Source organism: Nonomuraea sp. NPDC050310 (assembly GCF_040655795.1).
Lineage (GTDB): Bacteria > Actinomycetota > Actinomycetes > Streptosporangiales > Streptosporangiaceae > Nonomuraea.
Window position 1 is genome coordinate 34197 of the sequence record NZ_JBFAKP010000018.1, and the last position, 21878, is coordinate 56074.

Annotated in this window: 22 protein-coding genes and 1 riboswitch; of the genes, 6 read left to right on the forward strand and 16 right to left on the reverse strand. The window is 73.0% G+C overall.

What is annotated here, in order from left to right:
• Positions 1–109: 109 nt before the first annotated feature.
• A riboswitch (glycine riboswitch) is annotated at positions 110–202 on the reverse strand.
• 24 nt (positions 203–226) lie between these two features.
• The 11 genes from AB0I67_RS31695 to AB0I67_RS31745 all read right to left on the reverse strand — a co-directional run bounded on the left by AB0I67_RS31695 (position 227) and on the right by AB0I67_RS31745 (position 10928).
• Entirely contained in the window at positions 227–850 is a 624-nt protein-coding gene (locus AB0I67_RS31695) for a MerR family transcriptional regulator (protein WP_357930940.1), read from the reverse strand.
• 145 nt (positions 851–995) lie between these two features.
• Positions 996–1466: a bifunctional nuclease family protein gene (locus tag AB0I67_RS31700; RefSeq protein ID WP_357931256.1), complete on the reverse strand. Its 471-nt coding sequence runs from the start codon at positions 1464–1466 to the stop codon at positions 996–998.
• 91 nt (positions 1467–1557) lie between these two features.
• On the reverse strand, positions 1558–2211 hold the full coding sequence (locus AB0I67_RS31705; RefSeq protein ID WP_357930943.1) for a MerR family transcriptional regulator: 654 nt from the start codon (positions 2209–2211) through the stop codon (positions 1558–1560).
• The gene (locus tag AB0I67_RS31710; RefSeq protein WP_357930945.1) at positions 2208–2705 is read right to left on the reverse strand and encodes an FHA domain-containing protein; all 498 of its coding nucleotides are present in this window, start codon (positions 2703–2705) and stop codon (positions 2208–2210) included. Before AB0I67_RS31710 ends, AB0I67_RS31705 begins: the two co-directional genes overlap by 4 nt.
• Before the next feature lie 218 nt (positions 2706–2923).
• A complete protein-coding gene (locus AB0I67_RS31715; RefSeq protein ID WP_357930947.1) occupies positions 2924–5419 on the reverse strand; it encodes a mannose-1-phosphate guanyltransferase in 2496 nt (831 codons plus the stop codon).
• 4 nt (positions 5420–5423) lie between these two features.
• Positions 5424–6071 (reverse strand): CDP-alcohol phosphatidyltransferase family protein, encoded by a 648-nt coding sequence (locus AB0I67_RS31720; protein ID WP_357930950.1) that lies wholly within the window; start codon positions 6069–6071, stop codon positions 5424–5426.
• Positions 6072–6081: 10 nt separating this feature from the next.
• Entirely contained in the window at positions 6082–7296 is a 1215-nt protein-coding gene (locus tag AB0I67_RS31725; protein ID WP_357930953.1) for a serine hydrolase domain-containing protein, read from the reverse strand.
• Between the two features lie 195 nt (positions 7297–7491).
• Positions 7492–8079, reverse strand: coding sequence for a phosphoribosylanthranilate isomerase (locus AB0I67_RS31730; RefSeq protein WP_357930956.1), 588 nt, complete (start codon positions 8077–8079; stop codon positions 7492–7494).
• Between the two features lie 10 nt (positions 8080–8089).
• Entirely contained in the window at positions 8090–8530 is a 441-nt protein-coding gene (locus tag AB0I67_RS31735) for a hypothetical protein (RefSeq protein WP_357930959.1), read from the reverse strand.
• A gap of 90 nt (positions 8531–8620) precedes the next feature.
• Complete coding sequence (locus AB0I67_RS31740; RefSeq protein ID WP_357930962.1) at positions 8621–9301, reverse strand: response regulator transcription factor; 681 nt, start codon at positions 9299–9301, stop codon at positions 8621–8623.
• A gap of 37 nt (positions 9302–9338) precedes the next feature.
• The gene (locus AB0I67_RS31745; protein ID WP_357930965.1) at positions 9339–10928 is read right to left on the reverse strand and encodes a histidine kinase; all 1590 of its coding nucleotides are present in this window, start codon (positions 10926–10928) and stop codon (positions 9339–9341) included.
• Positions 10929–11058: 130 nt separating this feature from the next.
• Here AB0I67_RS31745 and AB0I67_RS31750 point away from each other — a divergent pair, with 130 nt between their 5' ends.
• Together AB0I67_RS31750 and AB0I67_RS31755 are read left to right on the forward strand one after the other, a co-directional pair.
• Positions 11059–11655 carry a methyltransferase domain-containing protein gene (locus AB0I67_RS31750; RefSeq protein ID WP_357930968.1) on the forward strand — a complete coding sequence of 199 codons (597 nt, stop codon included), beginning with the start codon at positions 11059–11061 and terminating at the stop codon, positions 11653–11655.
• A gap of 9 nt (positions 11656–11664) precedes the next feature.
• A complete protein-coding gene (locus tag AB0I67_RS31755) occupies positions 11665–12846 on the forward strand; it encodes an acyl-CoA dehydrogenase family protein (RefSeq protein ID WP_357930971.1) in 1182 nt (393 codons plus the stop codon).
• Between the two features lie 54 nt (positions 12847–12900).
• On the opposite strand, the gene AB0I67_RS31760 is transcribed toward AB0I67_RS31755, so the two are convergent.
• From AB0I67_RS31760 to AB0I67_RS31775, 4 genes are all read right to left on the reverse strand, one after another.
• A complete protein-coding gene (locus tag AB0I67_RS31760; RefSeq protein ID WP_357930973.1) occupies positions 12901–13674 on the reverse strand; it encodes an enoyl-CoA hydratase/isomerase family protein in 774 nt (257 codons plus the stop codon).
• Complete coding sequence (locus AB0I67_RS31765; protein WP_357930975.1) at positions 13671–14579, reverse strand: alpha/beta hydrolase; 909 nt, start codon at positions 14577–14579, stop codon at positions 13671–13673. Before AB0I67_RS31765 ends, AB0I67_RS31760 begins: the two co-directional genes overlap by 4 nt.
• 10 nt (positions 14580–14589) lie before the next feature.
• Positions 14590–15276, reverse strand: coding sequence for a gamma-glutamyl-gamma-aminobutyrate hydrolase family protein (locus AB0I67_RS31770; protein WP_357930978.1), 687 nt, complete (start codon positions 15274–15276; stop codon positions 14590–14592).
• 144 nt (positions 15277–15420) lie between these two features.
• Positions 15421–18237 carry a CHAT domain-containing protein gene (locus tag AB0I67_RS31775; RefSeq protein WP_357930981.1) on the reverse strand — a complete coding sequence of 939 codons (2817 nt, stop codon included), beginning with the start codon at positions 18235–18237 and terminating at the stop codon, positions 15421–15423.
• 106 nt (positions 18238–18343) lie between these two features.
• Between AB0I67_RS31775 and AB0I67_RS31780 the strand changes: the two genes are divergently transcribed.
• From AB0I67_RS31780 to AB0I67_RS31790, 3 genes are all read left to right on the forward strand, one after another.
• The gene (locus AB0I67_RS31780; protein ID WP_357930983.1) at positions 18344–19753 is read left to right on the forward strand and encodes a S8/S53 family peptidase; all 1410 of its coding nucleotides are present in this window, start codon (positions 18344–18346) and stop codon (positions 19751–19753) included.
• Positions 19754–19821: 68 nt separating this feature from the next.
• Positions 19822–20394: a sigma-70 family RNA polymerase sigma factor gene (locus AB0I67_RS31785; protein WP_357930986.1), complete on the forward strand. Its 573-nt coding sequence runs from the start codon at positions 19822–19824 to the stop codon at positions 20392–20394.
• On the forward strand, positions 20391–20834 hold the full coding sequence (locus AB0I67_RS31790) for a hypothetical protein (RefSeq protein ID WP_357930989.1): 444 nt from the start codon (positions 20391–20393) through the stop codon (positions 20832–20834). The genes AB0I67_RS31785 and AB0I67_RS31790 overlap by 4 nt, the downstream gene beginning before the upstream one ends.
• Before the next feature lie 63 nt (positions 20835–20897).
• Here the strand turns inward: AB0I67_RS31790 and AB0I67_RS31795 are convergent, their stop codons facing one another.
• Positions 20898–21344, reverse strand: coding sequence for a DUF4383 domain-containing protein (locus AB0I67_RS31795; RefSeq protein WP_357930991.1), 447 nt, complete (start codon positions 21342–21344; stop codon positions 20898–20900).
• A 94-nt stretch (positions 21345–21438) separates the two neighbouring features.
• On the opposite strand from AB0I67_RS31795, the gene AB0I67_RS31800 reads away from it, so the two are divergent.
• Complete coding sequence (locus AB0I67_RS31800) at positions 21439–21855, forward strand: hypothetical protein (protein ID WP_357930993.1); 417 nt, start codon at positions 21439–21441, stop codon at positions 21853–21855.
• Positions 21856–21878 lie beyond the last annotated feature (23 nt).

Consider the following 21878-nt stretch of genomic DNA (forward strand, 5'->3'; position numbering starts at 1 on the left):
GGGTGCCGAGTCTCCCCCTCTGTCATCGCAACCTGAGAGCTTCACTCCCGAGGGAGCTTTCACCGTCGGTGAGACGCGCCTGGCGGGCGCGCCTGCTTTCCAGAGTCGCCTCGCCCGAGCGGTACCGGGTGCCTGAGAGATTCCGGGGAGGGTTGCTCCTTCGGCGCCCCACAGTTGCTGGGGACTCTCCCGCACGGGGTCGAAAGCTTCGCTGCCCAGATTACCCTCAGCCAATCCTCCGCGCACGTCGGCGCTGTGCGAGTTCGTCAGCCGGGTGGCCGGCCGAGGCGTTGCCGTCCTCGGCCGCCGTGGGTTCCCCCGGCAGCTCCGCGAGCGATCCCTCGACTTCCCGCCACACGCGGCCCAGCGCGATGCCGAACACGCCCTGACCGCCCTGGAGCAGGTCGATGACCTCGTCGGCGGAGGTGCACTCGTAGACGCTCACCCCGTCGCTCATCAGCGTGATCTGGGCCAGGTCGGCCACGCCGCGGTCGCGCAGGTGCTGCACGGCCGTGCGGATCTGCTGGAGCGAGACTCCGGTGTCGAGCAGCCGCTTGACCACCTTGAGCACCAAGATGTCGCGGAAGCTGTACAGGCGCTGGGAGCCCGAGCCGTGCGCGGCTCTTATCGTCGGCTCCACCAGACCCGTGCGCGCCCAGTAGTCGAGCTGCCTGTAGGTGATGCCGGCCGCCGCACAGGCCGTAGGGCCGCGGTAGCCGAGGTTGCCAGGCTGGGAGGCGGGCTCTTGGTCGAAGAGCAGCCCCTGTTCACCGGCACGCTGGCGCGCGTCCTCGCGCCGGGCCGGATCTTCCTGGCCGGCCCTGTTTCCCTCGCCGCTGCTGACCGCCACGCGGACCTCCGGCTTTCTCTCATCCCGCGGCCTGATCTGGGGGTTCTTCGGGCGACCGCGGGTTTCACTTGCACCGTAGGACCGTGACCATGCTCAGTCAACGATCCGCCCCGGCGAGTCGTGAAGCGTAAATGCTCTTATATAGCTACCCCGCGCGGCCGAAGTCCTCGGGCGTGATCTGGTCAAGGAACTCCCTGAACTTCTCCACCTCGTCCTCCTGGTCGTCGGGGATGACGACACCGGCTTCCTGGACGACTTCCTCGCTGGCGTAGATGCGCGCTCCGGTGCGCAGGGCGAGGGCGATGGAGTCGGACGGGCGGGCGCTGACCTCGACGCCGTTGGAGAAGACCAGGTCGGCGAAGAAGATGCCGTCACGCAGGGCGACGATGTTGACCGCGCGCAGGCTGACGCCGAGGGCGCTGAGCACGTCGCGGAACAGGTCGTGGGTGAGCGGCCTGGGCGGCGGCTCCTCCGCGGAGGCGAGCGCGATCGCCTGCGCTTCTGTCATTCCTATCCAAATAGGCAGGAATCGGTCACCACTCGCCTCCTTGAGCAGAACGATCGGCTGATTGGTGGGCATTTCAACGCGAACGCCCACTACTTCCATCTGCACCACGGGCTGCTCCGAAATCCGAAATGGCGACTGAAAAGCGAGCGACAGGCTCTTCCAACGTAACACCCGCAAGGCCCGGAATGTGCCCGATGCCTCAGCCGCCCAGCACCGACCGGACGCCGGAGCGCAGCAGGGCCGCGTGCAGATCCAGCAGCAGGCCGGTCAGCTCGCGGGCGTTCTCGTGGGCCTCGCCGATCGCTCCGGGGGCGCGCCGCTTCAGCACCGGGGCCACGGTCTGCTCGACCAGGCCGCACTCGCGCTCGGCCGCCGCCTTGACCGCCCGCAGGTGGCGGGCGTGCAGACCGAAACGGGCCAGCGCCCCGACCGTCCGCGCGATCTGGAGCGCCTCCTCGTCGTAGCGCCGGGCGACCGGCGCCAGCAGGCCGTAGTCCTCCAGCTCCGCCAGCGCCTCCTCGGTCAGCCCGGCCGCCTCCAGCAGCTCGTCGCGGCTGAGCCGTACCTCCTTGCTGTCCGGTACGGCACGCGGCCGGGACAGCTCCTCCAGCATCTTGTCCTTGATGACGCGCAGCGGCAGGTAGTGGTCACGCTGCTCGCGCAGGATGAAGCGGAGCTGTTCGACGTGCAAGTGGGTGAACTTGCGGTAACCGGAGGGGCTGCGGTCCGGCTCGATCAGCCCCTCCCCCTCCAGAAAACGGATCTTGGAGATGGTGACGTCTGGAAACTCGGACTTGAGCAGGGCGAGGACCTCGCCGATGCTCATGTGCGAGCGAGCCGCCTGCGCGCTCATCGAGAGAGGAACACCAGCCTGAACTTGCCGATCTGGACCTCGTCCCCCGAGTGCAGCGGCACCTCCTCGATGCGCTCCCGGTTGACGTAGGTGCCGTTGAGGCTGCCCACGTCACGGACGGTGAAGCGGCCGCCGGGGTGGCGGTAGAACTCCACGTGCCGGCGCGACACCGTGATGTCGTCGAGGAAGATCGTGCTCTCCGGGTGCCGGCCGACGGTGGTCAGGTCCTGGTCCAGCCGGAAGCGGCTGCCCGCGTTGGGCCCGCGCACGACGGTCAGCAGCGCGGCGCCCGGCGGGAGCTGCTCGACCAACTGCCGCTCGGCGAAGAGGAACTCCCCGGTCTCAGCCTCGTACGCCTCGATTCCCGCGACGGAGATCGTCGATGTGGTGTCCCCCGTGACCTCGGACCTGGTCAGGGGTGATCCACAGCGGGAACAGAAACGGGCATCCTCGGGGTTGGCGTGCCCGCACTGCGTGCAGTAGACGCTCGGCATCGATCGGCTCGGCCTCCTACCGCGACGGCGCTGCTTCGGTGCCCGGGCGCGCCTTCGCTTGTATCGCTGTCAACATTGCGAATGCCGCAACTTACGCTGTAGCGCCGCAAAGGTCAAGACGAGCCGCTGGCGACACGCTCGTACGTTTCCTGAGTCTGGTCGGGGACAAAGTTACCGCCCAGCGCACCCCAAGGTCCAACACCGAGGTGAAAGCCGGGTCAAGATCCCGACGCCTCCTCCACGACCCGCCCCCAGCGCTCCAGGAGGGCCTGTGCGGCGTCCACGTCGGCCGCCTCGGCCCACAGGTCGGTGACCGGCTCGGTGGCCGAGGGCAGGATCAGCACCCAGCCGCCGTCGGCCGACAGCACCCGCACCCCGTCGGTGGTGTCGGTGCGCAGTCCCTCGGCCGCCTCGATCACCGAGCGCATGACGACGCCCTTGGCCGCCCACGGCGTCGGCACGGCCCGGCGCAGCAGCTTGGCCTCGGGGATGCGGGCGTCGATCTGGCTGAGCGACAGCCGGGTCCTGGCCACCAGGCCGAGCAGCCGCATGAAGGCGGCCAGCCCGTCGACCGTGGGCGCGAACTCGGGCACCACGAAGCCGCCGCGCCCGTCCGCCGCGAAGATCATCTCGCTCTGGCGGGCGGCGGCGGTCAGCGAGTCGAGCGCGGTGGGCGTCCACTGGACCTGCACGCCGTGGAAGCGGCAGACCTGCTCGGCGACGCGGGTGGTGGTCACCGGCAGCGCCACCCGCCCGGTGCGCCGCTCGGCGGCGACCAGGTCCAGCACGACCAGCAGGGCGCGTTCCTCGCTGATGAACTGGCCCTTCTCGTCCACCAGCGCGATGCGCTCGCCGACCGGGTCGAAGCGCACGCCGAAGTGCGCCCGCGAGGAGCTGACCAGCTCCGACAGCCGTTGCAGGTCGCGCCGGCGCTCGGCCAGCGTCTCGGTGGGCGAGGCCTCGTCCAGCCGGGCGTTGACGGTCAGCACCTCCAGCCCGACCCGGCCGAGCAGGACCGGCATGACCAGCGAGGCGGTGCCGCCCGCGCAGTCGACGACCACCTTGAGGTCGCCCGCGCCGCTCATGTCCACGCAGCGCAGCAGCTCGTGGGCGTAGTCCTCGATGGTCCTGGCCGGGTGGCTCAGCTCGGCGATCTCGCCGGGGAAGGCGCGCCTGAACTCCTGGCGGGAGTAGACGCGCTCCAGCTTGCGCTGGGTGGCGGGGGCCAGGTCGGCGCCGCGGCCGTCGTGGAAGACGATGTCGAGGCTCTGCGGGTCGCCGGGGGTGGTGCGCAGGGCTATGCCGCCGGAGGCGTGCTTGCGCGAGGTGGCGAAGCGGGCCACCGGCAGCGGGGTGGCCTCCAGGTCGATGACGTTGATCGCGCTGGCGGTCAGGGCGCTGATCACGGCCCGCTTGAGCGCGCTGGCGGCGCGGGAGGAGTCGCGAGAGGTGACGACCGACTCGCCCTTCTTCAGGGTGGTGGCGTAGGCGCTGGCCAGCCGTACGCACAGCTCCGGGGTGATCTCCACGTTGACCAGGCCGCTGACGCCGCGGCGGCCGAAGAGGCTGGCCTGGCCGCGTGACTCCCAGATGACGCTGGTGTTGATCACGGCCCCGGCCTCGATGGTCTTGAAGGGGTAGACCTTGACGCCGCTGGAGACGTAGGCCTCGGCGCCGATCACGCACTCGTCGCCGACGACGGCGTTCTCCTCGACGCGGGCGCCGGTCATCACGTCGGTGTTCTTGCCGATCACGCAGCCGCGTAAGTGGGTGCCGGGGCCCAGGTAGACGTTGTCGTGGACGACCGCCCGGTGCAGGAAGGCGCCCTCGCGCACGACGGCGTTGTCGCCGAGCACGGTGTACTCGCGTAACTCCGCCCCGGCCTCGACCTTGGCGTAGTCGCCGATCAGCAGCGGGCCCTTGAGCACCGCGTCGGGGTCGACCGCCGCGGTCTCGGCGACCCAGACGCCCGGCGACAGCTCGAAGCCGTCGATGTCCAGGCGCACCCGGCCGGACAGGGCGTCGGCCTGGGCCTTGAGGTAGTTCTCGTGGGTGCCGACGTCCTCCCAGTAGCCCTCGGCGACGTAGCCGTAGACGGGCGCGCCGCGCTCCAGCAGCCGGGGGAAGACGTCGGCGGCCCAGTCGGCGGCCACGCCGTCCGGCACCTCGGCCAGGACCTCGGGCTCCATGACGTAGATGCCGGTGTTGACGGTGTCGGAGAAGACCTGGCCCCAGGTGGGCTTCTCCAGGAAGCGCTGGATGCGGCCGGCCTCGTCGGCGATGACGATGCCGAACTCCAGCGGGTTGGGCACCTGCTTCAGCCCGACGGTGACCAGGGCGCCGTTGTCCCGGTGGAAGCGGATCATGTCCGACAGGTCGATGTCGGTCAGCGCGTCGCCGGAGATGACCAGGAAGCGGTCGTCGGCCAGTCGGCTGGCGGCGTTCTTGACGCTGCCGGCGGTGCCGAGCGGCAGGTCCTCGGTGGCGTAGTGCAGGGTCATGCCCAGCTCGTCGCCGTCGCCGAAGTAGGAACGTACCAACGCGGCGAGGAACTGGACGGTGACCACGGTCTCGGTCAGGCCATGCCGTTTGAGCAGCCGGAGCACGTGCTCCATGATCGGGCGGTTGACCACCGGCAGGAGGGGCTTGGGCTGGTTGGCGGTCATCGGACGCAGCCGAGTCCCCTCCCCGCCCGCCATGACGACCGCCTTCACCCGATCACTCCTTCGCCGTGGCGCCACCCGTGTCGCTGGAAGCGGCAGTGCTACCCGAAGAGCCGCTGTTGTCCCGCTTCGAGGCTTTTACGAGCTGCCGCACCTGTACCACATACAGCACGCCGGCCCACCAGTACAGCCCCACGCCCCAGACGGCGAAGGCCCAGCCGATGATCCGGGTGAAGTCGGCGTACCACTCCCCCGTGTGCGAGGCGAGGAACAGCAGCGGGAAGGCGTACATCAGGTTGGCCATCGCGGCCTTGCCCAGGAAGTGCACCTGGAGGGCCTTGTAGCCGTACTTGCGCAGCACCGGGATGAAGCAGGCCACGAACAGCTCGCGGCCGAAGACGATCGCGGCCAGCCACCACGGGATCGCCTCGCGCAGCACCAGCCCGACGACGGTGGCGAAGACGTAGAGCTTGTCCGCCGCCGGGTCGATGATGCGGCCGAGCCTGCTGGTCTGGTTGAACGCGCGAGCGATCTTCCCGTCGAGCCAGTCGGTGGCGGCCGCGGCGATGAGCAGGGCGACCGCCCACCCGTCGGCCCGTGGACCCAGGACGAGCCACAGGAACACGGGCACGCCGAGCAACCGCAGGAAGCTCAGGATGTTGGGGATCGTCCAGATCCGGTCCTCGGCGGGAATCTCACTCACGTGCTCAAACCTACTGTGCCGCGCCTCCTGCCGACGGCATCGGGGCGTCCGCTCTGGGCAGCTTGACGGTGCTCTTGGCCGCGGCGGGCGGGGTGCCGCACAGCGCGGTCAGCAGGTGGACGCCCTCGGCCGCCGCCGAGTCCTCGGTGCCGGGGTGCCAGGTGAGGTTGACCCCGGTCGAGGCCTGCCGCTGGAGGTCCTCTGTGGTGAGCGAGACGGTGGCCATGCCGATCACGCCGCCGTCGTGGCCCCAGACCCGGCCGCCGCAGGGCAGGTCGACGGCGTAGATGCCCAGGCCGTAGGCCATCGTGTCGGGGATGCCCGCGCCGGGCTGGACCGGCACCGTCTGCTTCATCTGCGCCAGCGCCTGCGCGCTGACCAGCTTGCCACCGAGCAGCGCCCGGTAGAAGCGGTTGAGGTCGGGCATCGTGGCGACGATCGCGCCCGCGGTCGAGGCCCACGACATGTCGAACACGGTGAAGTCGCGCGGCGGGTCCCAGTAGCCGCCGAAGGAGGTGTAGGCGTTGGCGTGCGGGCGGGGCAGGTACGGCGTGCGCGGGAAGAAGGTGTCGCCGAGCCCGGACCGGCGGATGACGTTGCGGGTGATGACGTCCTCGGCCTCCTGCCCGGTGACCTCGGTGATCAGCAGCGCCAGGACGATGTAGTTGGTGTTGGAGTAGACGCCGGGCGTCTGGCCGGGCACGCCGGTGCTGCCCCGGCCGAGGCCCAGGCCGATCAGCTCCCGCTTGGTGTAGGAGCGGGTGCGCATGGTCTCCAGGTCCTCGGGCTTCGCGATCAGCGCCTCGTCGTAGTCGCCCAGGTGGCTGGTGTGGTTGAGCAGCATCCGCACGGTGATCCGGGCGTCGGGCAGCAGGCCGGGCAGGTAGCGCTCGACCGGCGCGTCGAGCTCCAGCCGGCCCCGGTCCACGAGCTGGAGCACCGCGGTCGCGGTGAAGGACTTGGTGATGCTGCCGACGCGGTGGTGCATGCCGGGGCGCATGGGGCGGCCGGCGAACGGGTCGGCGAACCCGGCCGCGCCGCGCCACTGCTGCCGTCCGGCGCTGACGGCCGAGTAGATGCCGTACATGCCGCCCTTGGGGACCTCGTCGAGGGTCTCGCGCAGCGCGCGCCGGTCGAGCTCGGGACCGGCCGCGGCCGGGGCGGCCACGACGCCGGCGAGCAGCACGCCGCCCAGGAACGCGGCCGCCGCCTTCAGTAAGATCATCGCTCTTCCTTCCACCGGAGGATGCGGGACATTCCCGACTTTCTCAGATGGAAGATCGCCTCGCCTCGGGCTGAGGACCGAGCCGCCGTCTCCCCCGCGAGGCGGAGCCGGGACCGACCAAAGTCGCGGCGGGCCCAGCGGCGGGCTCAGCGGCGGGCTCAGCGGCCGGCCCAGCGCGCGGGCTCAGCGGCGGGTTCAGCCGCGGGCGGCGTCCAGGAAGGCGCGGATCAGCCCGGCGTCCTTGACGCCGCGCGACACCTCGACGCCGCTGGAGACGTCCACGCCCCACGGCCGCGCCGCCTCGACGGCGGCGGCCACGTTGCCGGGGTCGAGGCCGCCGGCCAGGATCCATCGCCCGGAGGGCCGGCCGCGCACGGCCGCCCAGTCCCAGGGCTCACCCGCGCCGGCCCTGGGGGCGTCGACGAGCAGCAGGTCCTCGTCGAAGGCGCCGCAGCGCAGGTCGGCATCGGACGGTACGGCCCGCAGCAGGGTGAGGCCGAGGTCCTTCAGCGCGGTGAAGTCGGCGTGCGGGTGCCGGCCGTGCAGCTGGACGCCGCGCACTCCCGAGATCGCGGCGGCCTGCCGTACCTCCTGGGGGCTCTCGCCCATGAACACCCCGACGGTCAGCACGTGCTCCGGGACGAGCGCCGCCAGGGCGGCGGCCTCCTCCGGGGAGACGCGGCGCGGACTGGCCGTCATGACGAAGCCGATCGCGTCGGCGCCCGCCTCGACGGCGGCTCGGACGTGCTCGGGCTCGCGCAGCCCGCAGATCTTCACGAACACGCCGTCGAGCCTACCCGTGGCGTACGGTCGCCCGCTGCGACCAGCTCCACACGGTCAGCCACAACGACAGGCCGAACAGCAGCACGCCGTTGGGCAGGTGCGCGTTGATCCCGATGGCCAGCAGGAAGTGCTGCCCGATGCTCATGACCAGCAGGAGCAGGCTCACCAGGGCCGGCCAGCCGGCGCCGCGGCCCGGCCGCCAGTACAGGATCGCGGCGATGAGCTGCAGCAGGCTGAGCAGGTGGGAGACCATGCCGACCATGACGTGCGGCTCGGTGGCGGTGTTGTCGAAGGTGAGCGCCTCGCCCTGGTAGGCGAAGGAGGAGCCGGCCATGGCGGCGGCCACGATCAGCGAGACGGCGTGCACGAGGATGAGCACGCGCAGGGTGTAGACCAGGCCCGCGGCGACCGGCCTGGTCGCCGTGGGCGTCGTCGAGGAGATGTCCTGCATGGGGAGGTGAGTCCTTCCTGGTGGGCGATAGGCCCACATGCTCCCCAGAACCCGGGTGGCGGGTCGTCCGCCTGCGGGGGGAAGGGGCACTCACCCGGCAGGCGGATGGCGCTCGACCGGCCGGAAGCGGGAGTCGACCAGGCCCATCCGGTAGGCGAGCACCGCGGCCTGGGTGCGGTTGCGCAGGCCGAGCTTGTCCATGGCGGCGGCGGCGTGCGACTTGACCGTGGTGACGCCGACGTGCAGGCGCTCGGCGATCTCGGCGTTGGACAGGCCGGCGCCGAGCAGGGCCAGCACGTCGAGTTCGCGTTCGGTCAGGTTGGCGGGGACCGGCGGGGTGGCGGCCTCCGCCGCGCTGACCGCGCGCTCGACGACGCGGCGCAGCACGCTGGGGGCCAGGAGCGGCTCGCCGGAGGCGGCGCGGCGCACGGCGTCGACCATGCGTTCGGGCTCGTCGTCCTTGACCAGGAAGCCCAGGGCGCCCAGCCGGAGGGCGGCGAAGACGTTGGCGTCCTCGGCGAAGGTGGTGAGCACCACGATGCGGGCGCTGGGGCGGGCGGACAGGATGCGCCGGGCCGCCTCCAGGCCGTCGAGGCGGGGCATGCGCAGGTCCATCAGGATCACGTCGGGCAGGTGCTGCTCGGCCAGGCGGACCGCCTCCATGCCGTCCTTGGCCTCGCCGACCACCTCCATGTCGCCGGCCGCCTGCAGCAACATGCGCACCCCGGCCCGGACCAGGGCCTGGTCGTCGGCGATCAGGACGCGGATCACAGCGGGATCTCCAGGGGTGCGGCGGGAGAGGGAGGGGTCACGACCGGCCTGCCGGCAGGAGGGCGGTCAGGCGCCAGCCGCCCTCGCCGTCGGGCCCGGCGCTCAGCGAGCCGCCCAGGGCGCGGGCCCGCTCGCGCATCCCGGTCAGGCCCTGGCCGGAGGAGGGCAGCACCGGCCCGGGCGCGGGCGGGCGGGTGTTGGCGATCTCGATGTCCAGCCCGCCCCCGGCGGCGCCGGCGACGCGGACGTGCACGGTGGTGCCGGGCCCGGCGTGTTTGAGCACGTTGGTGAGTCCCTCCTGGACGATCCGCGCCGCCGAGGCGCGGGTGACGAGCGGCGCCTGGGACGCCTCGGGATCGAGGTCGAGCTCGACGTGGAGCCCGGCGGCGCTCATCCGTTCGGCCGACTCCCGCAGCACGTCGGCGGGGTCGGCGAGCAGCTCGGGCTCCGCCTCCGGGTCGCGCAGGACCTCCAGCAGCCCGCGCAGGTCCTCCAGGACCTGGTGGCCGGTCTCGCGGATGTCGGCCAGCGCCTCGGCGGCCGGGCCCTCGGGAGCGGCGTAGCGGGCGGCGCCGGCCCGCAGCACCATCGCGCCGACGTGGTGGGCGACGATGTCGTGCACCTCGCGGGCCAGCCGTTCGCGCTCGGCCAGCCGGTCGGCGCGGAGCTGGGCGGCGGCCAGGCGCACGCTCTCGGCGGCGCGCAGCCGTTCGGCCTCGGCGGCGGCCTGGCGCGCGCCGAGGTAGCGGCCGATCGCGACCGGCACCACGGTGAGGCTGACCAGGGTCAGTACCCGGACCGGCGTGATGTCGGCGACCGCGTTCACGAAGCGGGAGGCGGCCACCGCGGAGCTGACCAGGTAGACGACGATGGTCCAGCCCCAGGAGCCGACCCGCATGGCGAAGACGGCGACCGAGATGCCCATGAGGATCATGAAGGTGCCGCTGACCGCGGGGAAGTACCGGTCGCCGACGACCAGCATGGCCGCCTCCAGCAGGAACACCAGCCCGGGCAGCCGCCGCGCCAGGCCGAGGACCGCGCCGCCGAGCACGACGAACAGGCCGCTCACCCAGATCGGCTCGAAGCCGCTCTTCCAGTCCGACCAGGTGCTCAGCACCGAGATGGCCAGGCCGGCCCCGGCCAGCATGAGATCGGCCGTGAGGTCGAGGTGGACGCCGCGCAGGGCCGGCCGGCGCAGGTAGAGGCCGATGAGGCAGGGCAGCAGGGAGATGGCGACGGTGAAGAACCAGGCGGTGGCGGTCAGGGCCAGCCCGGGGTCGGCCAGGTTGACCGCGGTGGCCGCCGCGGTGACCGGCAGCACCGCCAGGGTGACCCGCCAGCCGTGGGTGTAGGCGACCACGCCGGTGGCGAGGCAGAGCATGATCTGGGCGGTGTTCGCGGAGAAGGAGCCCATCTGGTCGGTGAGGACGGCCACCGCCGCCAGGACGAGCGTCACCGGGACCGGGCGGTGGCGCACAAGGGCCATGGGCGCGCCGACGAGCAGGGCCATCCCGGCCAGCCGCAGCAGCGAGACCGAGTCCTCGGTGTCGCAGGCCGAGACCATGAGGTCGAGTCCACTTCCGGCCACCCCGAGCGGCACGTCGAGGCGCAGTTCCCGCCAGCGCATCCGCCCACGGTAGCGGGAGGGAGGCAGCCGCCCGTCCTCCCCTCGGACGAGGAGGTCCTCCTCCTATCGGCCGGAAAATCGCCCGCAAGATAGATCGGAGGCCGAGAAGTCCGCGCTTAGGCTCTACCCCATGGCTAACGACGCAGGGCTTTTCTTCGGGGAGTTCGTCCGATCCCCGGGGACCATCGGCGCCCTGGCCCCCAGCTCCCCCCGCCTGGCCGACGCCGTCTGCAAGCCGGTGCCGGAACGAGGCGAGCCGGTCGTGGTCGAACTCGGACCCGGCACCGGATCGTTCACGGCCGAGATCCAGCGCAGGCTGGGTGGCCGCGGCCACCACCTCGCGGTGGAGCTGAACGAGCGGCTGGCCACCCGCCTGGCGTCCCGTTTCCCCGGGGTCGACCTGGTCTGCGGCGATGCCGCCGACCTGCCGAAGGTGCTGGCCGAGCGTGGTTTCGGACACGCGGACGTGATCGTGAGCGGGTTGCCGTGGGCGGCCTTTCCCACGACGGTGCAGGAGAAGCTGATGGACGCGGTCACCGCGGCGCTGACGCCGGGCGGGGCGTTCACCACGTTCTCCTACATCCACGCGATCCCGCTGCCGTCGGCCCGGCGCTTCCGGGTGCTGCTGGGCAACCGGTTCGAGGAGGTCGTCGCCGGCCGGACCGTGTGGGGCAATCCGCCGCCCGCCTTCGTCTTCCACGCGCGCCGGCCCAGAATATCGTTCTAACATGCGCGCATGGACTTCACCCTCCCCGAGAGCGCGCTGGCCGTCCAGCGCGGCGTAGCCGAGCTCTGTGCCCGTTACGACCTGGACTACTGGCAGCGCTGCGAGAGTGACAAGCGCTGGCCGGAGGAGGTCTGGGCCGACCTCGCCAAGGGCGGCTGGCTCGGGCTGGCCGTACCGGAGGAGTACGGCGGCGGCGGCCAGGGCCTGCTGGAACTGGCCGTCGCGACCGAGGCCCTGGCGGCCTCGGGCGCGGCGGGCGGCTCCGCCTTCACCTACGTGCTGACCCCCGGTTTCGGCGCGCTCACGCTGGCCCGGCACGGTACGGCGGAGCAGCGCGCCGAGCTGCTGCCGCGCCTGGCCACCGGCGAGCTCGAGACCTGCTTCGCGCTCACCGAGCCGGACGCCGGCTCCAACTCGCTGGCCATCACCACGCAGGCCCGCCGCGACGGCTCGGACTTCGTGGTCAACGGCCAGAAGATCTGGATCACCGGCGTGCAGCGCGCCACCTGGATGCTCCTGGTCACCAGGACCATCCCGGCCGGCGAGGCCAGGCCCCGCACCAACGGCCTGACGGTGCTGCTGGTCAACGTGCCCGAGGCGGTCGCCGCCGGGCAGCTCAGCTACCAGCCGATCCCGAAGCTGGGCGCCAACACCACGCCGTCGAACATGGTCTTCCTGGACGACCTTCGGGTGCCGGCCTCGGCGGTCGTGGGCGAGGTGGACGCGGGCGCGGCGGTGCTGTGGGACATCCTCAACCCGGAGCGCATCCTGCTGGCGGCCAGCGCGCTGGGCGGGGCCGAGGTGGGGCTGCGGGTCGCGGTGGACTACGCGCGCCAGCGTGAGGTGTTCGGCCGGCCGATCGGCGCCAACCAGGCCATCGCCTTCCCGCTGGCGCAGGTCAAGGCCAAGATCGAGCTGGCCAGGCTGATGCTCTACAAGGCGGCGTGGTCCTTCGACCGGCAGTTGCCGTGCGGCACCGAGGCCAACATCGCCAAGCTGACCGCGTCGCAGGCGGCCTGGGAGGCGGCCGACGCCGCCTTCCAGACGCACGGGGGGATGGCCTACTCGCTGGAGTACCCGGTGGCCAGGCTGCTGACCGACGCCCGGATCGGCAAGGTGGCGCCGGTGACCGAGGAACTGCTGCTCAACTACCTGGCCACGCAGGTGCTCGGCCTCCCGCGCAGCTTCTAGACGGGCAGCTTCTAGACGGGCAGCTTCTCATTGGGCTGCTTCTAGGCGGGCCGGTCAGCGGGAGAAGCGGGGGGCGCGCTTCTCCCGCAGGGCCCGCACGCCCTCGGCGGCGTCGGGGCCGGTGAAGCCGAGGAACTCCATCGCCAGGGAGGCGTCGAAGGCCGGTCCGGCGCTGCGCAGCCAGTTGTTGAGCGAGTACTTGGTCAGCCGGATGGCCTCGGCCGAGCCCTGCGCCAGCCGTACGGCCAGCTCCAGGGCGCGCTCCTCGACCAGGTCGTCGTCCACGCAGAGGCTGACCAGGCCCATCCGCTCGGCCTCCTCGCCGGAGACCGGCTCGCACAGCAGCAGGTGGTACTTGGCCTTGGCCAGGCCGCACAGCAGCGGCCAGATGATCGCCGCGTGGTCGCCCGCGGCGACGCCCAGGCGCGTGTGGCCGTCGATGATGCGGGCGGTGCGGCCGGCCACCGAGATGTCGGCCAGCAACGCCACCGCCAGCCCCGCGCCCACGGCCGGGCCGCGGATCGCCGACACGACCGGCTTGGAGCAGTTGATCACGTTGTAGACGATCTCGCGGGCCTCGGCGAAGACGCGCAGCCGGGTGGCGTGGTCGACGATCATCTCCTCGATCATCGCCAGGTCGCCGCCGGCGGAGAAGGCCTCGCCCTCGCCCCGGACCAGGATCGAGCGGACCTCCTCGTCGCGGTCGGCCTCGCGCCAGACGTCGGCCAGCGCGGCGTGGTCGGCCATGCTGACCGCGTTGAGGCGGCGCGGCTCGCTGATCGTGACGCGCAGGACGCCCTCGGCGGGGCGGTCGAGCTCGAGGCTCACAGGAACTCCTTCAGCCGGGCGGCGACGTACTCACGGGCCTCGACGGCCTGGTCGAACAGGCCGGGCAGGCCGAAGAAGCTGTGCACGGCGCCGTCGAAGCGGCGGGTCTCGACCGGCACGCCGGCCTCGGCCAGGCGCCTGCCGTACGCCTCGCCCTCGTCGCGCAGCACGTCGCAGCCGGCGGTGACGACGGTCGCGGACGGCAGCCCCGCGCAGGACGGCAGCCGCAGCGGCGACAGCCGCGGGTCGGCCGGGCCGGCGCCGGGCGCGTACTGCTCGGCGAACCACGCCATCTCGGCGGCGTCCAGCCCGAAGCCGGTGGCGAACTCGCGGTAGCTGGCGGTGTCCATGGCGGTGTCGAGCACCGGGTAGACGAGCACCTGGTGGGCCAGGCGCAGCCCGGCGTCACGGGCCTGCCAGGCGGCCACGGCGGCCAGGTTGCCGCCCGCGCTGTCGCCGATCACCGCGACCGAGCCGTTGCTCTGGTAGAAGGCCGGGCGGGCGAAGATGTCGCGCACCACGGCCCAGGCGTCGTCGGCGGCGGCCGGGAAGCGGTGCTCGGGGGCCAGCCGGTAGTCGACGGAGACCACGACCGCGCCGGTGCGCAACGCCAGGTCGCGGCCGAGCGCGTCGTTGCGGCGGACGCTGCCGAAGACCCAGCCGCCGCCGTGGAAGTAGACGACGACCGGGAGCGCGTCCTCGCCCGGGTCGGCGCGGTAGACGCGGACCGGCACCTCGCCCACCCGCTCGTCACGGACGTAGGGGAGCTTGGGACGGGGGCCGCGCTGCAGCGCGAACCCGTCCTGGGCGCGCATCGCCTGGATGGTGGCCAGGTCGAGCGAGCCGAGGTCCACGCCGAGGTCGGACGGGTAGCTCGCGACGAAGGCCGCTGCCTGAGGGTGCATGGTGACGAATCTAGCGGGCGGCTTCGACGAAGTGCTCGACGAGCCGGTCCTCCCGGGCCCGTTCGGGATGCCACTGCACGCCCACGCCGAAGCGGTGGCCCTGCAGCTCGATGCCCTCGACGATCTGGTCGTCGGCCCACGCGACGGCCAGCAGGCCGCTGCCCAGGCGCTTCACCGACTGGTGGTGCGGGGCGGTGACCTCGACCCGGTCGCCGACCGCCTTGCCGAGCTTGCTGGAGACGCTGACCTGGATGACGTGCGGGCGGCCGGGCTCGTGGTGGCGGTCGTGGTCGACCACGTCGGGCAGCCACGAGATCAGCGAGCCGCCCTGGGCGACGTTGAGCACGTGCATGCCGCGCCCGACGGCCAGGATCGGCAGGTCGGCCTGGACGGCGGCGCGGGCCAGGGCCAGCTCGAAACGGTCGCGCATCGGCTGCGGCTCGGGCACCCGGTCCTCGATCTCCTCGCCATAGGCCTCCGGGCCGACCTCCACTCCCCCGGCCAGCACCAGGCCACGCAGTCCCCGCACGTAGTCGTCGACCGCCTGGGGGCTCAGCGGGGGCAGGACCACCGGCGCGCCGCCGGCTCGCTCGACCGCCTTGGCATAGGCCGGTGGGGACAACACCGCCTCGCGGACCCAGGTGTCCCACCTGGCGGCCTCGTAGTAGGCGGTGATACCGATCAGCGGTCGGGACATGCGCTCTCCAGGGGACTGCGCTCCCTCAACGGGACTCTCACGGGGGCACCAGGCCCATCATGGCGCACTCCATTTCGGTTATGTCACCAAACTCAGCTTTCACGTGCGGCCGATCGCCCTTTGTCGCGGCTTCCCGTCCGGGTGTCAGGCGGCGCCGATCGCGGAGAAGGACAGCCCGGTCGCCCGGTGCAACGGGTCGTCCGGCAGGGCGGCCCGGGCGTCGCGCAGCGCCTCGGCCGTGCCGAGCCCGGCGCGCAGGCCGTCGTGCAGGGCGAGCATCAGCGGAACCACCGCCTCGTCGTGCACCGGGACGGTGCTGGCCACGATCCCGGCGGTGCCGAGCGGCAGCAGCGCGGCCGACAGGCCCAGCAGCTCCTCGCCGCCGACCGGCTCCATCCGCCCGGAGTCGCAGCTCGACAGGATGATCCGGTACGGCGCGCGGCTCAGCCGCTCCACGTCGTGCACGGTCAGGGGGCCGTCGTCGAGGTGCAGGCTGGAGAACATGGGGCTGTCGGCGCGGAAGGAGCCGTGCGCGGCGATGTGCGCCAGGCTGCTGCCGTCGATGCGCTTGAGCACCTCCTGGGCGGTGGCCTGGCCGTTCTCCAGCACGGTGGCCGCGCCGTACCGGCCGGCCAGGACCGGAACCTCGGCCCCGCCGCCGCCGAGGCCGGGCCCGCGCACCAGCACCACCGGGCCGTCCGGCGGCGGGATGCGGGCGGCGCGCAGCCACGCGGCGGCCGAGGGCGAGACGCTCAGCACCCGCTCGCGCAGCGAGGGCAGCAGCGCCCACGGCACGTCGTGCAGGTGCCCGGGCGGGACCAGCACCAGCGGGGCCGACCCCAGATGGGCTGCGGCCTCGCCGAGCAGTTCGGCCTCCAGACGGCGGGCGGCGCGTTCGAGGCCGGCGGCGGGCGCGCCGTAGGCCAGGCGGCGCAGGGCGGCGTTGGCGTGCGCGGCCTCGGCGGCGGCCCCCGTCAGTGTGCCCGCCGGGTAGGCCCGCACCCGGCCGCCGCCGCACAGCAGGACCCGCAGCCGGCCGTCGATCACCACGATCTCGGCCAGCCGGCGCGGGCCGAGCTCGCGCAGCACCTCGCGGGCGAGCCCGCCGGGACCCGGCCGGGCCGCCCGGCCGCCCTCGGCGCCCAGGGCGAGCAGGCGGTCGCGGATGGCGCGCTCCAGGCGGTGCTGCTCGCGCTGGAGCTGCGGCACGGCCTTGCCGGCCGAGCGGGCCTCCTCGACGCGGCCGGAGATCTCGCGGAAGGCGGTCAGGTCGCGCATCAGGAGGGGGTCCTCGGGCGGGCGGGCCGGGGGGACCGACAGCGCGCTGGCCCGCCAGCGTTCGCTCCAGGCCAGCAGCCGTCTGGGGTGGTCGCCGACGACGCGCTGGGCCAGGGTGGCCAGCTCCGCGCCCTGGGCGCCGACCCCGGCCCGCAGCTCGGCGGCGCCCAGGGTCATGCGGTGCTCGTCCAGCAGGTCGAGGCCGCGGCGGCAGGCGGCCAGCACGCCCGCCTCCCGGCCGGCCATGCCGGCCAGCAGGGCCTGGGCGAGCCAGCCGTCCACGCGGGCGTAGGCGGGGCCGCGGTGGCGGGCCCTGGCCGCCCTGGCCAGGTGGGCCCCGGCCTCGCCCGTACGGCCAGCGGCGGCCGCGGTACGGCCGGCCAGCAACCAGGCCCGGGGGGCGTCCGGCGAGCCCAGCTCCTGCAGCCGGGCCGCCACCGCCGCGGCCTCCTGGGCGAGGGCGGCGGGGTCATCCGGGCGGGGGTGGCGGACGGGTTCCCGGGAAGCCGGCTCCTGCGGATGAGGGGCGGGTTCCGGGGAGCCTGGCTCCTCGGAGTGAACGGTGGCCTCCCGGGAGGCCGGGGCTTCGAGGTGGCCGGTGGTTGTCGGCGAGGGCGGGGCTTCGGCGTGGGGGGCGGTGGTCGGGGTGGTCGGGGCTTCGAGATGGGGGGCGGGGGTCGGGGTGGTCGGGGCTTCTGGGCGGGGGGTGGCGTGGCGGGCGGTGGCTAGGGTGAGGCGGGCGTGGGCGGCCCACCAGGGGCGGCGCTGGGCGGTGAAGGCGCGGGCGGCGGCCTCGGCCCGGTCGATGGCGGTGGCGTGGTCGCCGAAGGCGAGGGCGGCCCGCGCGGCGGTGAGCACCAGCTCGGCCCGCCGGGAGGCCGGCCCGCCCAGCCGGTCCATCCGCTCAGCCCCGGCGTCGGCCTCCCGCAGCGCGTCGCGGGCCAGCCCGGCGGTGAGCAGCACGTCGCACCGCCACAGGTCCACCACGTAGGAGGGCGTCCCCAGCTCGGCCAGCGTCCGCTCGGCCTGCTCCAGGTGGTGCAGCGCCGCGGGCAGGTCGCCGCTGCGGAAGGCGGCCACCCCCCGGTTGACCACCGCGATGGCCTTGTCGTGCTCCTGCCCCGTGGTGTCCCAGAGCGCCTCGGCGCCGTCGAAGTCGGCCCGGGCCCGCTCCACCGACCCGAGCGCGAGATAGAGCGTTCCACGAAGGGTGAGCGCCCTGGCCAGCCAGATGGTGTCCTCGCCCCGGCGCAGCAGCGGAATGGCCCGCCGCAGGTCCTCCAGCCCCTCCTGGTGCCGCCCCAGCACCCACATCACGTACGCCCGCCGGAACAGCACCCGCGGCAACGTCGCCCCGGTGGCCAGCTCGCAGGCCCGGGTGAGCGCCTGGATGCTGGCCCCGGTCCGCCCGGCGTGCACGTATCCCAGTCCGAGGGTGGCCAGCACGTCGGCCTCCCGCTCGGCCGACCCGGACTCCCGGGCCAGGCGGCGGGCGCGGTTGAGGTGGCCGAGCCCGGCCCGCAGGTCGCCGAAGTCGCGCTCCCAGATGCCGATCACCTGATGCGCCACCGAGGCGTCGTGCGGCCCCGGCGCGGACCCGAGCAGCTCGCGCGCCCGCGCGAGCGCTTCCTGGGGACGCGCGAACACCAGGGGCAACAGCTCCACGGCGCTTCCCGTGATCACGCATCGATGCTAGACGTGGAACTGCTGAGGAGTCCACGACGGGTGAATCAACTGGGGGTGGCCCGACTCCTAACAAGCGACAGCCACCGGCGCACAGGGAGCCACCATGAGGCCTGACCGTTTCCGAGAGCAGTTCGACGCGATGAACGAGGGCGCCAGGGAGCGCGGCCGTCCGCTCGCCTACGACCCCGAGCGGTTCTTCACCTGGGAGAAGGGGTGCCTGCTGGCCCGCGAGGGCGAGGACGCCGAGGTGGTGGCGGCCACCATCGACCGGCTGGAGCTGACCAGGCGCGGCGAGACGCGCAACGAGCGCAGCGGGATCCGCGCCCTGCGCTTCGGTGATCCGTTCCGCGACGGTGACAACGCCGACGAGGACGTGCGCCGGGTGCTGGGCGAGCTGCCGCGGCGGGGCGGCGAGCTGGGGCCGTACGCGACCCGCAACCACATCGTCAGCGTGACCGAGGTGAACGGCTGCCCCAACGACGAGCCGGAGCCGGTCTCCACCATCGCGCCGGCCGCGCTCAACCCGGGCCTGGCGGCGGCGCGCGGGAACGGGAGCGTTCGGGTGCTGGTCGTCGACACCGGCCTGGTCGCGGGGGTGACCGAGACCTACCCGTGGCTGCGTGACGTGGTCACCGACGACGAGCTGGAGCCCGACTTCGGGCCGCTGGCGCAGTACGTCGGCCACGGCACCTTCATCGCGGCCGTCCTGAAGGCGGTGGCGCCGGACGCCGCCGTCGAGGTGGACGACGCCATCCCGGCGATCATGGCCGCGGCGGTCCCGGAGGACGTCTTCGGCGAGGCCCTGCTGGAGGTGCTCGACGACAAGGGCTGGCCGCCCATCCTGAGCCTGTCGGCGGGCGCGGTCACCGAGGACGACCGGGCGCTGCTGGGCCTGAAGACCTTCATGGAGCGGCTCGCGCAGGAGCCCACGGTGCTGGTGTGCTCGGCCGGGAACAACGGCAGGGACGAGCCCTTCTACCCCGCCTACCACGCGAAGAGCATGCCCGGAAAGGTGATCGCGGTGGGGGCGCTGCGCGCCGACGGGCAGGGCCGCGCCTGCTTCAGCAACCACGGGGAGTGGGTGACCGTCTACGCGCCGGGCGAGCGGATCTCCTCGGTGTTCACCGCGGCCGACCACACCCCGCCGCTCTACGTCTACCGGCACTCCACCTTCGAGGAGTGCCGCTTCACCCACCAGCCGCCCTACGCCGACTGCAGTTGCGTCACGCCGCGCATCGACGGCGAGCGCTCGCTGGCGCGCGACGGCAACGCCGCCGGGATCGCGGCCACCCGCAAGGCCTTCACCGGGCTGGCCCGCTGGAGCGGCACCTCCTTCTCCACGCCCATCGTCGCCGGGATGATCGTCAACCAGATGCTCGAGTCCGGCGAGGACGACCCCGTGGTCGCGGCGCAGCACCTGCTGGCCAAGCAGGCGGTCGCCATCGGCGGCGGAGGGAGCGGCACGACGCTGACGCCGCCCACCTGGCGGCCCCTGCCGTACGGGCCGGCCTGAGCGCGCGCCCTATCTGCGGCAGTGATCGGAGACGTACGATGACACTCCCCGGACCTAGGGAAGTCATCGTGGATCACGAATCCATCGGACGGCTCTTCCAGGCCGCGGCGAAAGGCGACGCCGCGGCCTGGCGGAGCCTCGTCGAGGCGCTGAGCCCGCTGGTGTGGTCGGTGGTCCGCGCCCACGGCCTGTCCGACGCCGACGGGCACGAGGCCTACCAGACGACCTGGTTCCGGCTGGCCCAGCACCTCGATCGCATCCGTGAGCCCGAACGCGTCTCCACCTGGCTGGCGACCACCGCGCGCAACGAGTGCCGGAAGATCATCCGGTCCGGCCGCAAGCTCGTCGTGGGCGAAGCCGACACCTTCGACCGCATCCCGGACGAGCGCACTCCAGAGACGGTGGTCATCGAATCCGAGGAGGCCGCCGCCGAGGCCGAGCGCCATCGCCGGCTCTGGGCGGCCTTCCAGCAGCTCGGCGACAAGTGCCAGCGGCTGCTTCGTGTGTTGATGGGCTCGCCCCCGCACAGCTACCAGGAGGCCGCCGCCGCGCTCGGGCTGCAGATCGGCAGCATCGGGCCGATGCGCCAGCGCTGCCTGCGCCGGCTGCGCGTGCTGATGAGCGAGGGTGGCGGGCCGTGACCGAGGACGACGACATGCTCGAGAACGATCTCCGCCGCGCCGCGGAGTTCCTGGACCCCGTGCCGGCCGCGCTCCTGGACAGCGCGGTGGCGGCCTTCACGCTGCGCTCGCTCGACGCCGAGCTGGCCACGCTGACCTTCGACTCGCTCGCCGAGGCCGCCGCCGTCCGCTCCGGCGGCGGGGTGCGGGTGCTCGGCTTCTCCTCCGGTGAGCACCAGGTGGAGGTGGAACTGTCCTTCACCGACGGCAGTGGCCGCCTGGTCGGCGCGGTCGAGCCGCCCGAGCCGGCCGAGGTGGTGGTCGAGGGGGCGTCCTGGTCGCGTGCCGTACGGGCGGACGCCCTGGGGCGGTTCACCTGCGCGGGGCTGGCCTCCGGGCCGCTGAGCCTGCGGGTACGGCTGGCCGCGGGCGAACTGCGCACAGAGTGGATCACCGCCTAGGCCGGCAGCCGGTGAGCACCCCCCGGTGCTCGCCGGTCCGGCCCGGCGGAGGCCCGCCCGCGCCTAGTGGCGGGTGACCGCGGCGCGCCGGCCGAGCAGCAGGCCCAGGGCCAGCATGCCGAGGCCGAGCACCAGGTGCAGCCAGTTGTCGGCGGCGTTGAGCGGGACGAAGTTGGCCGAGCTGTCGGGATCGACGAGCAGGCCGTAGATCCACAGCACGAGGTAGACGACACCACCGCCGATCAGGAAGCCGCGCGCGCCGCTCCAGGTGCGCGAGAGCACGACTCCGGCCGCGCCGAACAGCAGGTGGACGATGTTGTGAAGGACGGAGACCTGGAAGACGCCCAGGAGCATCGCGCCCGAGTGGTGGCCGGCGGCCTGCAGGTCGCCGGTGTCGGTGGTGAGGCCGGGGATGAAGCCGGCCACACCGACCAGCAGGAAGACGATGCCCACGATCAGCGACGCCAGTTGAACGGGAGTACGGGCCGTACGGGCTGAAGCCGAGCTCATGACTCCTCCTTCGTTCGTCGGATGGGGTACGGCTACCCGCGATGACACCTTGTAGACGCTGTTTCGGGAGGTGGACGGGGGGCAGCCCGACCTCATGGGTGATTCGGTGCAGGACGGGTGTTTCGGGTTCGCGTTCGACGACCGCTACCGGCGGTGGCTCTCGGTGCTGGGGATCCGGCCCGCGAACTGCGGCCTGGTGGTGTCGGACGCCGGCATCCGGGTGCGTTTCGGGCCGTGGGAGGTCTCGACCGGGCTGGACAATTTGGCCGGTGCCGAGATCACCGGCCCGTACCAGGCGATCAAGGTGATCGGGCCGCACCTGTCGCTGGCCGACCGCGGTGCGACCTTCGGCACCAACGCCCGCCGCGGGGTCTGCCTGCGCTTTCACCGGCCGGTGCGCGGCGGCGAGCCGACCGGCCTGGTGCGCCACCCGGGGCTGACCGTCACGGTGGCCGACCCGGAGGGGCTGATGGCGCGGTTGCGGCCCCACCTCGGCCCGTCGTCGTCGTGAGGGGGCGCCCGCTACGCTCTCCG

Bases quoted from the DNA above. Each gene is read 5' to 3' on its own strand.
- AB0I67_RS31705 (WP_357930943.1), bottom strand. From the start codon at position 2,211: ATGAGCGCGCAGGCGGCTCGCTCGCACATGAGCATCGGCGAGGTCCTC.
- AB0I67_RS31710 (WP_357930945.1), bottom strand. From the start codon at position 2,705: ATGCCGAGCGTCTACTGCACGCAGTGCGGGCACGCCAACCCCGAGGAT.
- AB0I67_RS31725 (WP_357930953.1), bottom strand. From the start codon at position 7,296: ATGATCTTACTGAAGGCGGCGGCCGCGTTCCTGGGCGGCGTGCTGCTC.
- AB0I67_RS31735 (WP_357930959.1), bottom strand. From the start codon at position 8,530: ATGCAGGACATCTCCTCGACGACGCCCACGGCGACCAGGCCGGTCGCC.
- AB0I67_RS31745 (WP_357930965.1), bottom strand. From the start codon at position 10,928: ATGCGCTGGCGGGAACTGCGCCTCGACGTGCCGCTCGGGGTGGCCGGA.
- AB0I67_RS31750 (WP_357930968.1), top strand. From the start codon at position 11,059: ATGGCTAACGACGCAGGGCTTTTCTTCGGGGAGTTCGTCCGATCCCCG.
- AB0I67_RS31755 (WP_357930971.1), top strand. From the start codon at position 11,665: ATGGACTTCACCCTCCCCGAGAGCGCGCTGGCCGTCCAGCGCGGCGTA.
- AB0I67_RS31765 (WP_357930975.1), bottom strand. From the start codon at position 14,579: ATGCACCCTCAGGCAGCGGCCTTCGTCGCGAGCTACCCGTCCGACCTC.
- AB0I67_RS31770 (WP_357930978.1), bottom strand. From the start codon at position 15,276: ATGTCCCGACCGCTGATCGGTATCACCGCCTACTACGAGGCCGCCAGG.
- AB0I67_RS31780 (WP_357930983.1), top strand. From the start codon at position 18,344: ATGAGGCCTGACCGTTTCCGAGAGCAGTTCGACGCGATGAACGAGGGC.
- AB0I67_RS31795 (WP_357930991.1), bottom strand. From the start codon at position 21,344: ATGAGCTCGGCTTCAGCCCGTACGGCCCGTACTCCCGTTCAACTGGCG.
- AB0I67_RS31800 (WP_357930993.1), top strand. From the start codon at position 21,439: ATGGGTGATTCGGTGCAGGACGGGTGTTTCGGGTTCGCGTTCGACGAC.